We start from the raw sequence: 18,510 nt of genomic DNA on the forward strand, positions 1-18,510 counted from the left end.
ATGTACCTGTGGGGCCTTTGATGGCAAGTTTTAGTTGGGTGCGCTCAATCGGGGTAGAGCGCGTTGAGAAGCAGGAAGTGTAAGAAGACACGAGGAGATGTTATGCGCGCGTGTAAAAGTGTGCGCCGAGTTGTTTCCGGCGCTACCGCGCTCATGCTGGCTGTGTGCATGGCTGTGTGCATGTCTATGTGTACGTTTGCGAGTTTTGTTATAAGCTCGTTTGCTGTAACTACGCCAGCTTTTGCAACAGACGCAGATCGTTCGTACGCCAGTTGGTCGGATGTTTCTAAGGCGATTGATAGCCAATTGAATCAGGGCCAAAGTGAATATAAAAGCGGCAATAATTCGGGAGCTGCCACACGATTCCAAGCAGCTTACAATTCCGTTTATGTTGCTTCGAATATGATTACTGTTGTGCGAGATACTTTTGGCCAAAACAAAGTTCAATCGCAAAGCGATCAATTTCAGCAGCTACAAACGCTTGTGTACCAGCAAAATCAGGGAGATCAAATAGCCGCTGTATCAAAAGCTCTTTCGGAAGATGTTGCGCAAACTGCAGCTCAGCTTGACTCAAACTCAAAAATAGATAAGCCAAATGTTTACTCGCAAAAACTTCGTGCACAAATCAAAGCAGAACGCAAAAAGCTCGATGCTGCAAAAAAGAAAAATCTTGGGCGCAATGGTCGCACATGGAGTCAAGTTGCTCGAGAAATGAACGTTATTCTAGACAAATCTGTTGCAACCTACAAATCTGCAAAAGGAAACAAGTCTCAAGTTGCAACAGCAGTTGATTTAATCAACGAAGCCTACTATCAGTATTACGAAAAGCTAGGTTTTGAAAAGAATGTAATGAACGCAATAAGCGGTAGTCGCGTTTCAACTGTCGAATATCAGTTCAAAGAGTGCCGCCAAGCAATGAACAACGGAAAAACTGTTGAGCAAGCTAAAAAGTTCGTAACGGATCTTAAAGCAATGCTTATTGAAGACTCGGCGAAATTAGATAAAGGCGCATCTTCAAACGCTAATCCATTTATGCAGTTTATAACCAGTTCTTTCGGCCAAGCTTTTGTGATTTTGCTTCGCGAAGGCTTGGAAGCGCTGCTGGTTGTTGCCGCAATTATTGCGTACCTGATTAAATCCGGCCACAAAAACATGGTTAAGTACATTTACTTAGGACTTGCTGCCGGTATTGTAGCTTCGCTGGTTGTTGCCGCACTGTTTGGCTTACTTTTCAACGGTTCTGGACCTCAGCAAGAGATTACAGAAGGCGTGGTTGCACTGTTTGCAATGCTTATGCTTCTTTACACAAGCAACTGGATGATTTCGCGTTCTTCCGTACAAGCGTGGAATAAGTATATTAGTGATCAGACTACGGCTGCAGTGTCTAAAGGCAGTCTGATTTCACTCGCTCTGCTTAGCTTCCTTGCGGTGTTTAGAGAAGGCGCAGAAACCGTAATCTTCTATCAGGCTATTTTTGCTGTTTCAAGCGGGGCTGACTCCCTGATTTGGGGCGGTTTTGCTGCCGCGGCTGCAGTTCTGGTAGTTATATTCTTGCTTATTCGTTTTGCTTCCGTTCGCATACCAATTCGCCCATTCTTTACCGGCACAAGTGCTCTTATGTCTGTGCTTGTGGTGATTTTTGCCGGCGGCGGCGTGCATGCTCTTATTGAGGGTGATGCGCTCGCAGGTATGTATATTCAAGGCTTGCCAACTAACGATTGGCTTGGGTTCTATCCGTATGTGGAAACGATTACGGCTCAGATTGTTGCTGCAATCGTGGTAATTTCGCTACTTTGCGTGTCTATTGCGCGGAGTCGTGGAAAGCGCGCGATAGAAGGTAAATAGGCAAAATTAAATAAATAACAAATAAATAACTAAATAACAACTAAACAATAAATAATAAAAATAACTAATCAATCAAAAGAAAAGGTTAGATATGAAGAATAAAAAAATGATGGCAATTGCAGCTTTGGCTCTCGCAGGTGTGCTTGCGCTTGCCGGCTGCGGTTCTAACGGAAATTCCGCAAAGTCTGCTTCTAAGTCACAGGCAACCGAGCAGAAGGCTGACGACAAGGCTGATGACAAAGGCGGCGATAAGGGCTTTGAAGAGGTTCCAGTTGGCCCTCACCAGGATCAAAACATTGGACCTCTTACTATTGGCGCTGTGTACTTCCAGCCAGTGGACATGGTTCCAGCTGGCATGGGTTTGAAGGCTTCAGAGGCTAGCTTCCACCTTGAGGCAGATATTCATGCTAACCAAAAAGGCACTAAGCTCGGCTACGGTAAGGGCGAGTTCATTCCAGATTTGACTGTGAACTATGAGATTGTTGACAAGGCAAGCGGCGAATCCGTTGGCAAGGGCACTTTCATGCAGATGAATGCTTCCGACGGTCCTCACTATGGTGCAAACGTTAAGCTCGACAAGGCTGGAAACTACAAGCTCGTACTTTCGATTGAATCCCCAGAAAAGAAGGGTTGGATGCTTCACGTTGATCCTGCTACCGGCGTAACCGGCCGCTTCTGGACTGAGCCAATCAAGGCCACATTCGACGATTGGAAGTACACTCCTCGTCAGTGGTAGTAATAGTTAGTAATAGTTAGTAATAACAATTAGTGATTGTTAGTAAATATTAGAAACTATTGAATAATAGATTGTAACTAATAGCAAAGGAGGGAGTTATGCTCAGACTGTTCGTAACAGTGCTTCCTGGGCTGCTCCCTCTTATGCTACTTACAATGGGCTTAAGTGCCTCGCTTACGGTTGGTGAGGGGCGAGATAAGCCGCTGAGTGCGCGCTGGAGACTGTACGGATTGTCGTTTGGCACAGTTGCTGCACTTATTTTTGCAATTCTTCGCGCAAGCGTAGTAATTAATCAGCGTAACTTTGTGAACATGCCGGCGCTTTGCGTTGCAGTTCCTTTCGATATTGCAGCGATTGCTGTTGTAATTCGCTCTCGCAAAACTGTTGAAAACTGGCGTGAGCATCCACTTGCAATGCACATAAGCAACGCAATTGGCGCGTGCGCACTAGCATTTACAGTATTTTATGCGCTTCCGGATGTTATTTTACAGCTTACTATTTTTGTAGATTCAAGTACGCCGCCTTTTACATCCGACATGCTTCTTCGCGCGCTCGGATTCGTGCTTGGTGCAGCTGCCGCGATTTGCATAAGTCTTATGGTGCGCTCTTTGCGAGCCACATCTAACGCAATTTCCTTCAAAATTGCAATTGTGCTCAGCATGATTATTCTGCTTGTGCAGCACGTAACTTCACTTTTGCAGATTATGCAAGGAAGTATTCTGCTTTATATTGACGACTTTTCTTTCAGCGTGCTTGTTTGGCTGATTAACAATAATCCGCTTATGATTATGGCGCAAATTAGCGTATTTTTGATTCCTGCAGTTGCTTCTCTCATAATCGGTTTTAAGACGGCAGTAGTTGGAGAAAATGCTGCAGAAATTCGCACAAAGCGTGCATTTAAGCGCAAATCTCGCAAGTCTGCGCTCGCAGCACTTTTGGCTGCTGTTACAGTAACACTTACGCTTACTGTAGGCGTATCTATTATGAATATTAAGCCAACTCTTACGCCTCCTGAACCGTACGAATTGCACGATGGTGTGGCAACTATCAACTTTGTGCAAATTTCAGACGGCCACCTTCATCGTTTCCAATACAAAGCAAAAGATGGCACTGTTATGCGCTTTATAATCATTAAAAAGAATGGTGGAGCGTATGGTGTTGGCTTGGACGCGTGTGAAAACTGTGGAGACGCAGGCTACTACGAAAAAGACGGTAAGATTATTTGTAGAAAATGCGACGTAGCAATTAACTTAGCAACTATTGGTTTTAAGGGTGGTTGCAATCCGATTCCGTTCCCGTACAAGGCTGGGCATGGCAAAATCACAATTCATACTGCTGATTTAGACGTGCTTAGTTCGCACTTTAAGTAAGGAGCAACTAATGTTTATGATACGCATGGTTGCTCGATCTCTTGTGCGGCAAATAAAAAAGCGTGTGCTGATTGCGCTTGTAGTGTGCTTAAGTGCGTGCGTTAGCGTGTCAATGCTTAGCGTTGTGTACGACGTTGGAGACAAGATTAACGCCGAGCTTAGCTCGTATGGTTCGAATATTGTTGTTCAGCCAAAATCTAGCGCTGTTGTAAATGATTTGTATGCGTCTCGCGAGCAGGAAGACGCTGCTTCTTTGCATAATCTAGCAGCTGCTGAAAGCCAAGAGTCTACTGCTTTTTTGAAGGAATCGGATGCTGCAAAAATTAAAATGATTTTTTGGGCGTTCAATATTACGAATTTTGCGCCGAAAATAAAAGTTCACGCAAATCTTGAATCGAAGTCTTCTACTAAAACTGTTGTGCCTATTGTTGGAACTTGGTTTAATCGCAAGCTTGCGCTCGCTTCAGGGGAAACAACTGTTGTTGGTGTTCGAGGCTTGCGCTCTTGGTGGAAAATTAATGCAGGCCGTTGGGCAAAAGATAATCAATCAGAAGCAATGGTAGGCGTTCAATTAGCTGAGCGCTTGCACTTAAAAATTGGTCAGCGTTTGCGTTTGCTTCGTGACGGGCGCGAGGTTTCGTTGCGCTTGGTTGGCGTATACGATTCTGGCGACGACGACAATAACGCAATTTACGCAGATTCTAGTAATGCTCAAAGCCTTGCAAATAAGCCGAATATGGCTGATTTGATTGAGGTAAAAGCGCTTACTACTCCTGAAAATGATTTAGCGCGTAAGGCGGCTAAAAATCCGGCAGCGCTCAGCCAGGAAGAGTGGGAAACTTGGTATTGCACTGCTTACCCGAGTTCGATTACTTACCAAATTGAGGAGGTAATTCCTGGAGCTGTTGCAAAGCAGGTTCGTCAAGTTGCAGCTCTTCAGGGTAACGTGTTAAATAAGACGCGCGCTGTTATGGTTTTGATGACTGCGTTGAGCTTGATTGCTGCGGCTGTTGCTGTGGCGAATCTTATGGCTGCTTCGATTTCTGAGCGTTCGGGCGAGCTTGCATTGCTTAAGGCGTTAGGTGCGCGAGATGGTGCTGTTGCGCGGTTAATGCTTATGGAAACCGCGGTTATTGCGTTTGGTGGAGCGTTACTCGGCATGGCTTTGGGATTTGCGGTTGCGCAGATTATTGGTTTTACAGTGTTTGGCTCTGCGATTTTGTTCCGACCAATGGTATTTGTTCTGGTGTTTGTGCTGCTTGCGTTGACTGTGCTTGCGGCTGCAGGCTCGTCGATTCGTTCGATTCTGAGTGTGCGTCCTGCGGAGGTGCTTCATGGCAGGTAAATCTTATATGACTTCCAACAATGCAATGTTTATAACTATGCTATTTAGCGCGGTATTTCGCCGAAAATCGCGTGCTTTAATGGCTGTTATTGCAACTCTTGTTGGTGCTGCTACGCTGTTTTGTTTGGCTGCAATCTGCTTGGTTGTACCTCAGCAGATGAGCGACGAAATGCGTGCGTATGGAGCGAATATTATCGTAACTCCTTTAGAGGGCGAGTGGAAAAACGGTATTGATCGTGCAATGGTTTTGCACACAAACGATATGGTTCTTGCAAAAGGTGCTATGCGTTCTGCTACATATCGTTACGAAAATGTGCGTATTAACGCAGCTCCGTATGTTTTAGCAGGAATAGATGTTCGTTCAGTAAAGTCTCTTAACAAGCATTGGAATGTGGATGGCTCTTGGCCGAGCAGCGGAAATGTGATGGTTGGGCGAGATGTTGCTTCCGCAATGGGCTTAAAAATAGGCTCTCGCATTGCAATTGCGTATAGATCTTCGGATAATACTGACGGCTCGCATAAGCCGGCAGAAAAGTCTGCAAGTAAGTCCGCAAGTAAGTCTGCAAATCAGTCTGCGCAAAATTCATCTCAACAAAAGCTTGTTGAAGGCCGTGTTTCAACGGATATTATGGATACTCACGGCACAACTTTCCGCGTTTGTGGCATTTTGGACACTGGTGGTGCGGAAGATTCCATGCTTTATGCTCTTAATGCGGATGTGAATACTCTTACTGGCGTTAAGCGCGGAGCAGACGTGATTGCTTACTCGTCTTCTGCGCCTAGCGTCGATGCTGTTGTGAGAAGCATTAACGACATGACTTCTATGCGTGTGCGCGCTCAGCAAGTTACTAAAGTTACTGCTGCTGACACTGGTATTATTACAATGCTTCGCAGCCTGTTCTGCATTGTGTCGCTTGTTGTTTTAGTGCTGATGATGGTTGGTGTGAGTACCACTATTTCTTCGATTGTGCAGCAGCGTCGAAATGAAATTGGTTTGCGCAAGGCTTTGGGTGCGAGTGCCCGGAGTATTGGCGTGGAGTTTACTGCCGAAGCTGGATTATACGGCTTGATTGGTGGCATTGCTGGTACTGCAATAGGGTATGTGTTTGCTCGTTTGCTTGCAGCAATGGTGTTTGCTAGAGATTTGGGCGTGAATTGGTGGCTTGTTGCGTTTTCTGTTGCATTTAGCCTGATTGCTGCTTGCGTTGCTGCGTTGCCGCCTGTTTTGCGCGCTTCAAAAATTGACCCTGCGATTGTGCTTCGAGAAGAATAGCTTTTAGAGTGATTTTAGAGTGATTAGCTAAGGATTTGAGTTAAGGATTTAATATGACAGAGAATAAAGAAACTAAGCCGGAGAACACAAAAGCTATGCCAAAAATGCTTTTGACTTTGGACCATATTTCCAAGATTTATGGATCTCTTCGCGCGGTTGACGATTTGTCGCTTACTGTGCCAGAAGGTGAGTGGCTTTCAATCGTTGGCTCGAGTGGTTCTGGTAAAACCACACTTATGAACATTATTGGCTGCATGGATTCGCCGTCAAAGGGTTCCGTGTCTTTGCAAGGTCGCAAACTTGAGGATTTGAATGCAGGTCAGCTTGCAGACGTTCGTAAAAACGTAATTGGTTTAGTTTTTCAAAAGTTTTATCTTGTGCCGCATTTAACGGCAGTTGAAAACGTGATGGTTGCGCAATACTATCATTCTGTTGTTGACGAAGCTCAGGCAATGGATGCTTTGGATCGAGTTGGATTGAAGGACCGCGCTCACCATCTGCCAAGCCAGCTTTCTGGTGGCGAGCAGCAGCGTGTTTGTGTTGCGCGTGCGCTTATAAACTGCCCTAAATTGCTTCTTGCGGATGAGCCGACTGGTAATTTGGACGAAAAGAATGAGCAGATTGTGCTCGACTTGTTTAAGCAGCTACACAATCAAGGAACGACGATTATTGTTGTAACTCACGATTCTCTGGTTGCGCAATGCGCGGATCGTGAAATTATGCTTAATCACGGTGTGCTTGTTGGTGAGCGCTGGAATAATGAGGATGCGCGCAAAGAGTACGAGGCTATTGGTGGAAAGCCTGCGTTTACTAATGCGCATATTGATGAAAGCGTTGCGGAAGCTTTGCAAGACCATGAGCCTACTAAGTCGCCTAAGTTGGCGAATTTAGATGATTAGTTGCGCAAGGTTTTAAAATATATAAGATTTGAAGGCGATGATTTTATGGTTTCAGATAATATGTTTCACGATGTTTCACGCGATGATTTGAAATCCAAAAAAGTTGCAAAAACCGTTGCTACACTTGCGATTGTAGCCGCGTCGTCCGCTATGTTTTCTGCTTGTGGTGAGCCAAGCGCTGTGCCGATGAACGATGAGTTCGCTGGTAATTCCGGTCAGAGCGCTGATGATGGCGGTAATCCTTCTGGAAAGTACGATGCTGGCGCTCAGCAATCTAAATCTTCTGCGCAAATTGAGGATTCTGGAGATTTGCAAGATTCTAAAAACCAGCAGAATCATCCTAAAACAGACACCGGCAATTATAAAGATGGCGATTATAAAATCAAAGCTACGTATGGCCCTGTTGCAGAAGATAGTATTGAAGTAAATTTAAGCGTTGCAAATGGAAATGTTAGCGATGTGCAAATAACGCCTCATCCGTTTACGCCGATTTCAAGAGGCCATATGGATGCATTCTCAAAGGCTATTCCAGGAAAAATCGTTGGAAAACCGTTGAAAGATTTGCATATTTCGGTTGTTGCTGGAGCAAGTTGGACTAGCGACGCATTTAATAAAGCACTTGACGTTGCTCGCCAAGAGGCTTCAATTCAATCCGCGCAATAATCTTGAACCACCTTAATCTTTGACTTCAAAAATAGTGCCTTCGTTTCGAGTCATCGTTGCTGTGCTTGCTCCGGTAGTTGCTATAAATGGAATAATAGCATTACTGTATTCGTGCATGAACTGTACAAAATCATGATTCCAAGAAATAATCGCAACGTACAAAATAAAGAATTCGAATGCTGTAAATAATGCCCACTTAAGAATCCAAATAAGCGTTTCTTTAATAAGTTTTATATAGTACTTGCTCATGAGTTGTTTCCCTTCCAATTTGCTGTTTTGTTTGTGAGCATTGTAGCTAATTCGCGTACATTGCTTCTCGTTCATACGTATTTTGTATTTCTAGTATAAATATTGCAATTTTTTGCAGCAATATGATGTACTCAAAACTCAGTACTCAAGATTGCGCGGAAAATGTTTGTAATTACACTTAAATCAACGCACAAATATGTTGCAAATATATGTTGCAAATATAAGTTGCGAATATATTACAAATATAAGGAGATGCAAACATGAGTAGCGCAAATATGTATAGTGAAAATACTGTCAATCAAACTAAAGAGCAGGAAGATAAACTTGCGGAAAATAGTAGCGAAGAGCTTTCACAAGATGAAATTGATGAATTAGCTAAGCAATTAGAAGAATTCTTTACAAAATATATTGTGCTAGAAAATGGCTCTTTTGTTGTAAAAGAGGATGCTATTATTGCAGACGGTTATGAAGATCGCATAGAAGATTTTCACAAAGCTGCAAAAGGATTTAACGTTGTAATAGAAAAGCAACATAAGCATTAATTACTTAAAAATCGCTTTCATCAATAGGGTGACCTTGTGGGCGCTTTATTACTCGCCACAAAATCACCAATGTTAAAACGCCATTTGCAATTCCGTAGTAATAAATCCAAGGAACGTGAATAAGCCCACAAATAAAGCATGAAATAATATTTATTAAATTATTTGAGTAATTGTTGAGTATTTGCTTATTTTGTGATTCGACTTTTTTGCGCTCTCGCTCAAGAGTAATTATGTAATCTTTGTTGTTCTCTGTGTTCTCAACGTCACTACTTATGCTGTTAGCACCCGCGCCGCTAATCTTAGATATATTATTTTCTATATACGCATTTTTTTCTTTAATAACGCTTTTGAGCAAGAAAAAATATGCACAAGAATACATTGCAACAGAAAGAAGTCCTAGAACAAGCCACAAAGCGAAAAGGTCAAAGCTACGCATAAAAGCAGCTGCTGAGGCAAACGCCATCGCAGCTACTTCTGCGGAGTGCAATACTACTAGTCGTTTTGTCATATAATCCTGCTGCAATCATTATTGAAAATGAATTTTCAACGCAACCAAAAGTCACATATTGTTACTTATTATAATCACATTTGATTTACATGCAGTACTTGTAATCATTTTTTACTACACAATTTGCCCTACTTTGCGCGCGTTTATAAAGTAGAATATAAGAAAAGTAGCGTGTGATTGCAAGAAAGCCATTATGCCAAAAACGTATGCAATAGTAGATAACGACCCGCTAGTTTTAGCGGTTATGCGAAACGTGCTCAGCAAGCTTTTGCCGAGTGAGTACGTGTGCAAATGGTGCGTAAAATCAGGCGTTCAAGCTTTGAAATATTGCCTCGTAACAAAAACAACTCCGGATTATATTTTGATAGATATGTCAATGAAAGACATGTCTGGAGTGGAAGTAATACGCGCAATTCGTGAGCAAAACAACAGTATCATTTTAATTGGTATGACTTCGTATGACTGCAGATCCTATGCTTCGATGGTTTCGCAAGTTGGCGGGCAAGCGATGGTTGCTAAAGACAATTTCAAAGGGCTAGCAGAAGCTTTGCAATATTGCGATAAGCAGAATGTGTATGGCTGCCGTTGCGTTAAAGGCGTTGCTTACGATTTTGCTACACCGCAAGAATCTTTTATTAGGCTTTCTAAATCAAGGTCGCGCAGCGTTTTGCCGCCTCAAGAACTGAAAATCATGGATCTGCTTGCTAAAGGTTACACAACGAATCAGATTGCGGCTCAACTTGGACTTATGCCAAACACTATTAACACGCATATTCATAGAATTTACAAAAAATTGCATGTTTCTAACCGAGTGCAAGCAATATCCGCGTTTGCTGCGATGCAAAATCGTGAGCAAGATAGCAATATGCAATATTTTAATGATTCGCCGCAGAATCATCCAAATCTTTTGCAAGAAACGGATAGCGCATGTTAATGAACACATTTTCGCGCGTTATTGAGTTGGTTAAAAGCTGGAAAATTCAGCGAACTTTATTCATAATATTGGCGATTCTTGTAGTATCAATGGACGTGCAATCTTGCAATACAGCTGGTTTATGGCATAACCCGCAGCAATCTGTGTGCCAATACGTTTGGATGTTTGCAACTTTTCTTATGATTGCTTTTCCGCGTCAAATATCACTCGTAACTCCGATTTTGTATTGTTTAACGCTAGCAATGCCAGGTGTAAATGCAACTTGCTTTCTTTTTTCATTGATTGCTAGCATGTTTGTTGCAGGCTTTTACGATTCGTGGAAGTATTTGCTTTGTGCATACATAGTTTCGTTGAATATTATGTACTTTGCAAAAATGGCGTACATTCCGTTTACTTTTCCTTGTTTTATTCTTATTTCCATGATTTGCGGTTACGCTTTGCGCAAGTATTTGAACATGTTGGAAGAAAATAATCGTGCAAAAATGGATATTGTACGAAGCAAGTTCCAGTCTTATATTGCGTCGGTTGCATTGCAATTGCACGACGATGTGAACAATGAGATTACTGATATTACGTTGCTTGCAACGGATGCTTTATATGCCGAGAAAAGTGATCATACAAAAGAATCGTTAGAGCAGATTATTGAACATTCGCGTAATGCACTTTCCAAAGCGAGACTTGTTATCAGCCTGCTTGAGCAAGCTGAACAAAAGTATGATGATTCTTTAGATTCAAATATTGCTAGTATTGCCAGCACGCAGTTCGTTTATGGTTCTAATAGCAATGATCGCATGAATTTGGCTGATTTTCTATGCAATATTCGCGCACGATTGCAATCTGAGCGTAAAATTTGCGAGCAGCTTGGGTATTATGGCTCTATAACAGTAAATGATGAAAGTTCGGGGAGTAACGATTTTGCTGTATCTGCAATCGTTAATGGCGAAAAAGCTCAATGTGCTATCCGCATGTGCAGCGAGCTGCTTACTAATATTCGTAAGCATTGCAGTACTAGCGTTGATTTTTCTATGAATGTTACGGTTGATGAGCGTGAATGCAAAATAATGTGCATGAATTCGATTTCGACGTTGAATAAGTTTGGCGAAAAGCTTGTTTTTGGCAAAGGACTACTGTTCCACAAAAAATCTGTGGAACGTTTAGGTGGATCTTTAAAGGCGCAAAAAGATGATGACACTTGGCTGGTCAATGTTGTTATTCCGTTAAACTAACATCACTCAAATCGCACGTTATCGTGGCAGTTTTTGCAACGATAACTTGTTTAAAGAATATGACGTCTGCAATTCTTGTTGCTTTCACACTACAAAAAAGATAAAATATTAGTATGAAAGCAACAGAAGTGAGGTTATTATGTCAAACAAAGAGATGCTCCTTGACTATTTAGATAACCATCATGGAATAATTACATACAAAGATTGTAAAACATTAAATATTCCAACTATATATTTAACTCGTTTGAAAAACGAAGGTGTTCTTAATCGAATTGAAAGAGGAATTTTTCTCTCTTCCAATGGTGATTATGACGAATATTACTTCTTTCAATATCGTTATCCGCAAGCTGTATTCTCTTATGTTTCAGCTCTTTATCTTCAAGGTTTTACAGATGAAATTCCACAACATTTTGAAGTAAGTGTTCCTAGAGGATATCGTTTTAATAATCCACCATCAAATTTAACTATTCATTGGGTCTCAAAATTGTATAGCAAGTTAGGCGTTACTACAACGATTACCCCAATGGGGAATAAAGTATGTGTTTATGATTTTGAACGCATTATTTGTGATTCTATAATAAACAGAAACAGTATTGATTCTGAACTCTTTGTTAAAACTCTTCAAGCTTACAGTAGGTATAACGGGAAAGATCTTATAAAGCTTCATGAGTATGCAACAAAAATGAATATATCCAATAAAGTTAAGCAAACACTGGAAGTGCTACTGTGAATAAAGCAAAATTAACAGCATTGTGCCATAAAATGTCCGCAAAGACTGGTTTAACATTTAATTCTGTTATGATTTATTATTTCCTTGAAGTTATTTTGAAAAAATTAAGTCAAAGTAATTATTCAGATCACTATGTTTTCAAAGGTGGATTCCTTCTGTCAAACATAATAGGTATCAAATCACGCAGTACGGTAGATATTGACTTTCAGTTTCATAAAATGGAGCTTTCAGAAGAAAAAGTTAAAAAACAACTAACAGAAGTTTTTGCAAATTCAAAAGATGATATAAGTTTTTCTATTCAGTCTATTGCGGCTATTAAAGAAAGCGATGATTATGGAGGATATCGCGCAACAATTTTGTGTGAGCTGGAAAATATTAAACAAATTGTTCATTTGGATATTGCTACTGGTGATGTTGTTACGCCACAGCCAATAAATTACTACTATAAAGCTATTTTTACCGATGAAACATTCCCAATTATTGCTTATAACGTTGAAAGTATATTAGCGGAAAAGCTTCAGACTATTTATTCACGCAATTTTTTAAATAGTCGCAGTAAAGATTTTTATGATATTTTTATTCTTTTAAAATTAAAAAAGAATGATATTGATTTTTCGCAATTAGTGATAGCTTGCCAAAGAACTTTCTTATATCGTGAAACAGAATTAGATTTTAATAAGATAATTAATCTTCTAGAATCTTTTAAAACTGATTATACGCAAAATCAACAGTGGCAAAATTATTCGAAAAAATATAGTTATACAAAAGAAATCACATTTTCAAGCGTACTTGATGAAATTATAAACTTATTGAACGTTCTTAACGCTAAGCAAAATGACTAAATTTTGTATCCATTGGCGACAAAGCGACAATTTTGGCGACATAAAAATGTCTCTTTGCGTCATATCTCTCATGCTCATGCTTGACAAACTCATACAGCGACTTTAATATTTTTAATAAAAGTTTAATTTAATTAAAGTTTATAGGCTGAAGAAAGGGGTGATATGGATCATATTCCAAAATGGATGGCTAATCTCACAGACGAAGACATGTCGTTTATAAAGAACTTTGTATTATCGTCTGGATCGTTAAAAGAAATGTCGCAAATGTATCAAGTCTCTTACCCAACAATGAGAATCAGGCTTAACAGGCTCATTGAAAAAATTCGAATAAGCGACAATGAACCAGAAGACCCGTTTGTTCTTTTAGTAAAGAGTCTTGCTATTGACGATAAATACGATGTTGACACAGCTCGAACACTCATAAACGAATATAGAAAAAGAAAGGATGAATCATGAGCTATGCGTTATTTGGTCCGATAATTTACATTCTTAGCGTGCTTGTTATATGCGCTTTAGTGTTCTTTATTGCAAGAAGTCTTATTCGCTATGCGCATTCTCTTAAGAAGGACGATAAGTCATCTAAGCAATCTGCAGAAGATAAAAGAATAGCGTTACAGGACTTATAAAACACAAAAACCGAGTTATCGTGGCAGATTTTGTTAATTTTGCAATTTTTGCAACGATAACTCGAAATTTAACGAAGAGAAGAGAAGCAATGCAACTACCGAGCTAACGCCTCAATATGCAACACACGATCACATCGCTGAGCAATCAAAGGATCATGTGTCACTACAAGCAATGTCTTGTTATATTCTTTATTCATCGATTGCAATTGCGCAAACACTTTATCAGCAAGATCTCTATCAAGTGAACCCGTCGGCTCATCTGCCAAAATCAACGAGCCAGGTTTCAGCATTGCACGAGCAATCGCAACTCGCTGCTGTTCACCGCCAGAAAGCACAGCAATACGGTCATTTTTAGCATACTCAATATTGAGTTCAGCAAGAACTGCATCAATCATTTGGTGTTTAACAGACTTTGACTCTTTATTATATGCCATCGCAATCCACAAATTATCAAATACAGTTCGATTATTGAGCAATGCAAACGATTGAAATAAATAGCTAATATGATAACGACGTAACTTAGTAGCAGCAACAGAATTAATAGCTGGAAGTTTTTTGCCAGCAATCTTTATTTCACCTTTATCATAGGTTTCAAGCATGCCGAGAATGTTTAGAATAGTGGATTTTCCAGAGCCGGAAGCCCCCATGATTGCTAACGATTCTCCTTGTTGCACACTAAAACTAAGATTATGTAAAACCGGTCGATTCCCATATGATTTATAAAGATTGCGTACACTTATTAAAGGTTCAATACCATTGTTTTGCATTATCAACTACTCCTTTACCATAGAAGTAATGTGTTTATTACTCAAATAATATGTTTGTATCGTTAATAATATGAGTTCAATAATTGCCGAAATCAGCACATATATCATGCCAGAACGAGTCCGTTCAATCGAAGCAATAACAAAAAGTACTCCTTGAACGAGTCCCACAAGCAAGAATGGCATAGAGAATATGCGTAATAGCGAAAAACCAAGCAATCGTTTCACCGCAATACTTTCTTGATAGCATGCTGCAAACATAGCAATAATCGCTATAAGTAATATCAACATAAGCAGGGTAATAAGCAGAATTACGCTACCAAACAATTGCAACGTCTGCATAATCGTCTTTTGGTAGCCTGCAATGCATTCTCCTACTTGTAAGAATTGAAGATGATTATCATCAAGATGATACCGTGCAGTATAAGCGTCGCTCAGATATCGAGCTGCTGCTTGATCATTCAATTTAATGTAGCTATTGTCAAGGCCGCCAGCAAGTAATGATTCACTTTCAGACGCATTCAAATTATCGCTCGTCGCATAAAAAATAATAGGATCTTTTACCATAACCTTATGATGAATATCCGTAGACCAGTTAAACCACTCGCGAGAAGGATGATACGTGCGGAATGCGAATTGTGGATGCGCAGTAAACTTGGTCGAAACATCAGTAGACGTTAGGTTGTCTGACTCTTGAAGCCACTGCCTCATCGAAGTCTGCTCTTGAGGATTATACGTGTCGGGAATGAAGTAGATGCGCACACCCTGACGAGCAAGGTTTTTGACATCGCTATCTACAGTAAACCCTTGATCTTGCAAGTACTTAGGAGATGCCACAAACGACCAGAATGGCTTAGAAGGCACATGCTTATATACGCTACCATTGCGCCAATCTTGTAGTATATCCACATCAAAGAAACTTGTGTAAATAAGCCTTACTCCTGGCTTATCCTCAATAGAACGATACCATGCAAAAGCATCTTTGGCATACTGCGTCGATTGACCAGATACCGAAGCACCATCTTGCCCTACGAGGTGGTGATACATAATTCTCTGCTTTAATACAGGATGCCACAAACGAGCAACTTCCACACTTTTCGTCAACTCACCTATTGGCCCATCTATGCTATGCACACCTTCTAATACACATGTTGATGCAATAGCATAAACGAGTGCAAGAGCAATAAGCATACCACGTTTGGTAATACGATTACTAATTGCATCTACTGGTTTTACAGAAATAATCATCAAAATGACTAATGCACTGAGGAGCAACACAACTGCAATAACTGGCAACGCTATAATCAGCGCCTGCATTAACAATCGAATATTCCATATAAATCCGTGAGTAAATAAACTCATCACGATACAAACAAGAGGATATACGGCGAGCTCTGAAACAAGTATCGGCATAAGATGACGCAAAGCAAACGATGAACGCGACCAACCCAGCAACAAGTAGCTTCCCAATGTTCTATACGAAAGATACCCATCAGCGATTATCGTAATGCCAAGAAGCAACACTGTTACAATGCAGACAATAATAAAAGTAAGTTGATTAAAACTATTGGATCGTGCTATTCCAGATTTTCCACGTTGAAAATCTTGGTAGGTTGTACCAGCGATGCGAGCAGCTTGAGTAACTAATGCATGGTAGTCTCGATTGGAAAGTCCCACAATCCTGTAATCACCAAGCTTTGTTTTACTATTGTCGACGAGGGCATCTAATTGACGAACAACTAAACGCGAACCCTCAATGGAAATAGTGGGCAGATCAGCAAGCATATCTGCTTTTGCCATATCAAGTCCAAGCGTTTTGTTACTTTCGCTGTGCAATAATTGCGTAAAGGCATGCGATGTCAGAATCGGCGTTCCGAGATATGACAAAGTAAGCAAATCATCTTTACCCCGCGGATTGCCAAATATGCCAAGCTCAAAACCATCTACACCGGCGTCACTCGCTGCCAAGCGCATATCATTACGAACCACAAAAGCATTATGCTGAGCAACAGTCTTCTTGAGTAATGCATAAATTTGATCAGCTTTGTCTTCTGTCACACCGCGTAATGAAAAAAGGCGACTCGTTTGTGGATATATAGCAATACAATCACCCAAGGAGTCGTTCATTTTTGTCAAACCTAACAGCGATGCAAATAATGCAAGCAGAAGAACAAGTGCGCATGACAATGAACGCAACAATCGAGACATCGCATCCCCTATGATAAGTTATTCATACATACAGATTATTTGCAATCCCAATATGCAGTAGCGCATGGAGCCAATGCCATGGAAATTGCTAACACTACTGTCGATGCAATACGTGAAATTTTCTTCATCGTAAACCTCCAACTTATTTGCTGGGGGGGGGGGGCAATGTGCCTCCCACTAACATGATAGATTCACTTATTTGTTGCGTCAACAAGAAATGCTAACGACTTATTCCGACCGAGTATTTAGACGAACCTTTGCGTAGCAAACGCAAATAAGAAGTTAATCTGCGATGCAGAATGGTGTTTCGTTGCTATGTTATACGAGTTATCGTGGCAAAAATTGCAAATTTAGCAAAAACTGCCACGATAACTCCATAAGTAAGCCTCTATTTAAAAATAGTTCCAAAACGGAAATATTCTTAAATGTTGATTGTTTAGAACATGCAAACTGCCAATAGTAAAAGTTTTTTAAAAGTTTTTCTAAAAGCACTATCGTTAAAAATAGGTACGCCTATTTGTGTAGATAAAATCTGCACGTTAGTATGTTGATAATTTACAAAACAAGAATCACGAGGAGGTGCTTATTATGACTAATCCTTTGCGCGGTATACGAGAAGAGGATATTGTTAAGTACTTTAAAGCGCATAATCTTTCAGTGGGCAAAACGTATGTGCTTACTATGAAGTACGACCCTTGGTGGAAAGATTTAATCAAACTATTTTTGTTACCTAAATTATTCTATGTAGCGCAAAGCGTTGTTGCGCGTATTATTGCTGCCACTAATAATGAGTTTATTATTGTTAATCCGAATGTCATTTTAGGCTCGGGTAATCTAGCTAAATTAGACGATAAGTATCTTCGTCGTATTCCGTGGAATCAACTCACTAATTTTGAAGTTATAAATAAGCCAACAACTCAAATAATTCGTTTTACTGCGAATGGCAAAACCGAAGAATGGAGTGTGCCAACGGAAAGTGCTAGCGTATGGCACTTTAATGTGTACAATCTTGATAATTTGAGAAAAACAATACAATCGCACATCTCTTGATAAGCAAATTCCAAAACAAGATACCATATATTGTATGAACACTACTTACGCAATTGTTGATAATGACACGCTTGTATTGCGGTACATGCAACTTCTTCTAAAAAGTCGTTTGCCTGAAAACTTTGTTTGTGCATGGATGTGTTCTTCTGCAAAACAAGCTATTCATCGTTGCGTTACAGAAAATACTCCTGACGTACTTTTAGTAGATATGTCAATGAGAGAAATGAGTGGTGTTGATGTAATTAAAGCAATTCGCGAGCGCAATAGCAATATTGTTTTAATTGGCATTACTTCCTACATGCTGGATGAATACGTATTGCAAGTTGCTAAGTCGGGTGGTCAAGCGTTAGTGCATAAAGACAATTTAGCAGACGTAGTTGCAGCCATCCAATCGCGCGCAACAAGCTACGGTTGCCCAGAATTGCCACAATATATTGACTATTTTCACACTCCGCAAGAATCATTTAATATGATTTCTCAACTTCCGAAGACTTCAGTTTTGTCTCCTCAAGAATCGGAAATTATGCGCTTGTGCAAACAGGGGTATTCTACGAAAGAGATTGCAGATCAGCTTAATGTGAAAGTTTCAACAGTCAACACGCATTTACGGCGTATTTATGGAAAACTTCAAGTCCGAAGCCGAATGCAGGCGCTTGCTGCGCTCGCAAAATATTCGCATGATATATAACGTGTAAGAAAT

The 18,510-nt window shown here is 40.5% G+C and carries 20 protein-coding genes; 16 read left to right on the forward strand and 4 right to left on the reverse strand.

Translation table 11 applies throughout. The features are described from left to right. The first annotated feature begins 102 nt into the window (after positions 1–102). The 7 genes from HXT35_RS04160 to HXT35_RS04190 all read left to right on the forward strand — a co-directional run bounded on the left by HXT35_RS04160 (position 103) and on the right by HXT35_RS04190 (position 8,131). A complete protein-coding gene (locus HXT35_RS04160) occupies positions 103–1,845 on the forward strand; it encodes an FTR1 family iron permease (protein ID WP_004129730.1) in 1,743 nt (580 codons plus the stop codon). 91 nt (positions 1,846–1,936) lie between these two features. Beyond that, positions 1,937–2,581 carry an iron transporter gene (locus HXT35_RS04165; protein WP_019260645.1) on the forward strand — a complete coding sequence of 215 codons (645 nt, stop codon included), beginning with the start codon at positions 1,937–1,939 and terminating at the stop codon, positions 2,579–2,581. A gap of 98 nt (positions 2,582–2,679) precedes the next feature. Continuing rightward, the gene (locus HXT35_RS04170; protein ID WP_421787892.1) at positions 2,680–3,951 is read left to right on the forward strand and encodes a Fe-S-containing protein; all 1,272 of its coding nucleotides are present in this window, start codon (positions 2,680–2,682) and stop codon (positions 3,949–3,951) included. Between the two features lie 10 nt (positions 3,952–3,961). Beyond that, the gene (locus HXT35_RS04175; protein WP_421787894.1) at positions 3,962–5,296 is read left to right on the forward strand and encodes an ABC transporter permease; all 1,335 of its coding nucleotides are present in this window, start codon (positions 3,962–3,964) and stop codon (positions 5,294–5,296) included. Next, positions 5,286–6,569, forward strand: coding sequence for an ABC transporter permease (locus HXT35_RS04180; RefSeq protein WP_421787896.1), 1,284 nt, complete (start codon positions 5,286–5,288; stop codon positions 6,567–6,569). Before HXT35_RS04175 ends, HXT35_RS04180 begins: the two co-directional genes overlap by 11 nt. 53 nt (positions 6,570–6,622) lie before the next feature. Then, positions 6,623–7,468: an ABC transporter ATP-binding protein gene (locus HXT35_RS04185; protein WP_421787898.1), complete on the forward strand. Its 846-nt coding sequence runs from the start codon at positions 6,623–6,625 to the stop codon at positions 7,466–7,468. Between the two features lie 45 nt (positions 7,469–7,513). Beyond that, entirely contained in the window at positions 7,514–8,131 is a 618-nt protein-coding gene (locus tag HXT35_RS04190; RefSeq protein ID WP_004129712.1) for an FMN-binding protein, read from the forward strand. Between the two features lie 12 nt (positions 8,132–8,143). Here HXT35_RS04190 and HXT35_RS04195 read toward each other — a convergent pair whose 3' ends face one another. Continuing rightward, positions 8,144–8,380 carry a hypothetical protein gene (locus HXT35_RS04195; RefSeq protein ID WP_421787900.1) on the reverse strand — a complete coding sequence of 79 codons (237 nt, stop codon included), beginning with the start codon at positions 8,378–8,380 and terminating at the stop codon, positions 8,144–8,146. Positions 8,381–8,655: 275 nt separating this feature from the next. On the opposite strand from HXT35_RS04195, the gene HXT35_RS04200 reads away from it, so the two are divergent. Next, a complete protein-coding gene (locus tag HXT35_RS04200; protein ID WP_421788386.1) occupies positions 8,656–8,922 on the forward strand; it encodes a hypothetical protein in 267 nt (88 codons plus the stop codon). Positions 8,923–8,926: 4 nt separating this feature from the next. On the opposite strand, the gene HXT35_RS04205 is transcribed toward HXT35_RS04200, so the two are convergent. Beyond that, positions 8,927–9,430, reverse strand: coding sequence for a hypothetical protein (locus HXT35_RS04205; RefSeq protein ID WP_415682603.1), 504 nt, complete (start codon positions 9,428–9,430; stop codon positions 8,927–8,929). 193 nt (positions 9,431–9,623) lie between these two features. On the opposite strand from HXT35_RS04205, the gene HXT35_RS04210 reads away from it, so the two are divergent. The 6 genes from HXT35_RS04210 to HXT35_RS04235 all read left to right on the forward strand — a co-directional run bounded on the left by HXT35_RS04210 (position 9,624) and on the right by HXT35_RS04235 (position 13,788). After that, positions 9,624–10,364, forward strand: a complete 741-nt coding sequence (locus HXT35_RS04210; protein WP_421787902.1) for a LuxR C-terminal-related transcriptional regulator — start codon at positions 9,624–9,626, stop codon at positions 10,362–10,364. Next, entirely contained in the window at positions 10,358–11,590 is a 1,233-nt protein-coding gene (locus HXT35_RS04215) for a histidine kinase (RefSeq protein WP_421787904.1), read from the forward strand. Before HXT35_RS04210 ends, HXT35_RS04215 begins: the two co-directional genes overlap by 7 nt. Before the next feature lie 139 nt (positions 11,591–11,729). Continuing rightward, on the forward strand, positions 11,730–12,320 hold the full coding sequence (locus HXT35_RS04220; protein ID WP_421777602.1) for a type IV toxin-antitoxin system AbiEi family antitoxin domain-containing protein: 591 nt from the start codon (positions 11,730–11,732) through the stop codon (positions 12,318–12,320). Further along, complete coding sequence (locus tag HXT35_RS04225) at positions 12,317–13,162, forward strand: nucleotidyl transferase AbiEii/AbiGii toxin family protein (protein ID WP_421787906.1); 846 nt, start codon at positions 12,317–12,319, stop codon at positions 13,160–13,162. The genes HXT35_RS04220 and HXT35_RS04225 overlap by 4 nt, the downstream gene beginning before the upstream one ends. Before the next feature lie 162 nt (positions 13,163–13,324). Continuing rightward, positions 13,325–13,618 carry a DUF2089 family protein gene (locus HXT35_RS04230; RefSeq protein ID WP_004129686.1) on the forward strand — a complete coding sequence of 98 codons (294 nt, stop codon included), beginning with the start codon at positions 13,325–13,327 and terminating at the stop codon, positions 13,616–13,618. Further along, positions 13,615–13,788, forward strand: a complete 174-nt coding sequence (locus HXT35_RS04235) for a hypothetical protein (RefSeq protein ID WP_421787908.1) — start codon at positions 13,615–13,617, stop codon at positions 13,786–13,788. The genes HXT35_RS04230 and HXT35_RS04235 overlap by 4 nt, the downstream gene beginning before the upstream one ends. Positions 13,789–13,883: 95 nt before the next feature. On the opposite strand, the gene HXT35_RS04240 is transcribed toward HXT35_RS04235, so the two are convergent. Then, the gene (locus HXT35_RS04240) at positions 13,884–14,555 is read right to left on the reverse strand and encodes an ABC transporter ATP-binding protein (protein WP_032841558.1); all 672 of its coding nucleotides are present in this window, start codon (positions 14,553–14,555) and stop codon (positions 13,884–13,886) included. A gap of 6 nt (positions 14,556–14,561) precedes the next feature. After that, positions 14,562–16,760 (reverse strand): hypothetical protein, encoded by a 2,199-nt coding sequence (locus HXT35_RS04245; protein WP_421787911.1) that lies wholly within the window; start codon positions 16,758–16,760, stop codon positions 14,562–14,564. Between the two features lie 588 nt (positions 16,761–17,348). Here HXT35_RS04245 and HXT35_RS04250 point away from each other — a divergent pair. Next, a complete protein-coding gene (locus HXT35_RS04250; protein WP_421787913.1) occupies positions 17,349–17,810 on the forward strand; it encodes a hypothetical protein in 462 nt (153 codons plus the stop codon). A 34-nt stretch (positions 17,811–17,844) separates the two neighbouring features. Then, entirely contained in the window at positions 17,845–18,498 is a 654-nt protein-coding gene (locus tag HXT35_RS04255; protein WP_004131589.1) for a response regulator transcription factor, read from the forward strand. Positions 18,499–18,510: the final 12 nt, after the last annotated feature.

The sequence above is a fragment of the Gardnerella sp. DNF01141 genome, from assembly GCF_049244255.1.
Classification (GTDB): domain Bacteria; phylum Actinomycetota; class Actinomycetes; order Actinomycetales; family Bifidobacteriaceae; genus Bifidobacterium; species Bifidobacterium vaginale_E.

Coding starts and splice junctions, on each gene's coding strand:
- HXT35_RS04160 (WP_004129730.1), top strand. CDS start 103: ATGCGCGCGTGTAAAAGTGTGCGCCGAGTTGTTTCCGGCGCTACCGCG.
- HXT35_RS04165 (WP_019260645.1), top strand. CDS start 1,937: ATGAAGAATAAAAAAATGATGGCAATTGCAGCTTTGGCTCTCGCAGGT.
- HXT35_RS04170 (WP_421787892.1), top strand. CDS start 2,680: ATGCTCAGACTGTTCGTAACAGTGCTTCCTGGGCTGCTCCCTCTTATG.
- HXT35_RS04175 (WP_421787894.1), top strand. CDS start 3,962: ATGTTTATGATACGCATGGTTGCTCGATCTCTTGTGCGGCAAATAAAA.
- HXT35_RS04180 (WP_421787896.1), top strand. CDS start 5,286: ATGGCAGGTAAATCTTATATGACTTCCAACAATGCAATGTTTATAACT.
- HXT35_RS04185 (WP_421787898.1), top strand. CDS start 6,623: ATGACAGAGAATAAAGAAACTAAGCCGGAGAACACAAAAGCTATGCCA.
- HXT35_RS04190 (WP_004129712.1), top strand. CDS start 7,514: ATGGTTTCAGATAATATGTTTCACGATGTTTCACGCGATGATTTGAAA.
- HXT35_RS04195 (WP_421787900.1), bottom strand. CDS start 8,380: ATGAGCAAGTACTATATAAAACTTATTAAAGAAACGCTTATTTGGATT.
- HXT35_RS04200 (WP_421788386.1), top strand. CDS start 8,656: ATGTATAGTGAAAATACTGTCAATCAAACTAAAGAGCAGGAAGATAAA.
- HXT35_RS04205 (WP_415682603.1), bottom strand. CDS start 9,430: ATGACAAAACGACTAGTAGTATTGCACTCCGCAGAAGTAGCTGCGATG.
- HXT35_RS04210 (WP_421787902.1), top strand. CDS start 9,624: ATGCCAAAAACGTATGCAATAGTAGATAACGACCCGCTAGTTTTAGCG.
- HXT35_RS04215 (WP_421787904.1), top strand. CDS start 10,358: ATGTTAATGAACACATTTTCGCGCGTTATTGAGTTGGTTAAAAGCTGG.
- HXT35_RS04220 (WP_421777602.1), top strand. CDS start 11,730: ATGTCAAACAAAGAGATGCTCCTTGACTATTTAGATAACCATCATGGA.
- HXT35_RS04230 (WP_004129686.1), top strand. CDS start 13,325: ATGGATCATATTCCAAAATGGATGGCTAATCTCACAGACGAAGACATG.
- HXT35_RS04235 (WP_421787908.1), top strand. CDS start 13,615: ATGAGCTATGCGTTATTTGGTCCGATAATTTACATTCTTAGCGTGCTT.
- HXT35_RS04240 (WP_032841558.1), bottom strand. CDS start 14,555: ATGCAAAACAATGGTATTGAACCTTTAATAAGTGTACGCAATCTTTAT.
- HXT35_RS04245 (WP_421787911.1), bottom strand. CDS start 16,760: ATGTCTCGATTGTTGCGTTCATTGTCATGCGCACTTGTTCTTCTGCTT.
- HXT35_RS04250 (WP_421787913.1), top strand. CDS start 17,349: ATGACTAATCCTTTGCGCGGTATACGAGAAGAGGATATTGTTAAGTAC.
- HXT35_RS04255 (WP_004131589.1), top strand. CDS start 17,845: ATGAACACTACTTACGCAATTGTTGATAATGACACGCTTGTATTGCGG.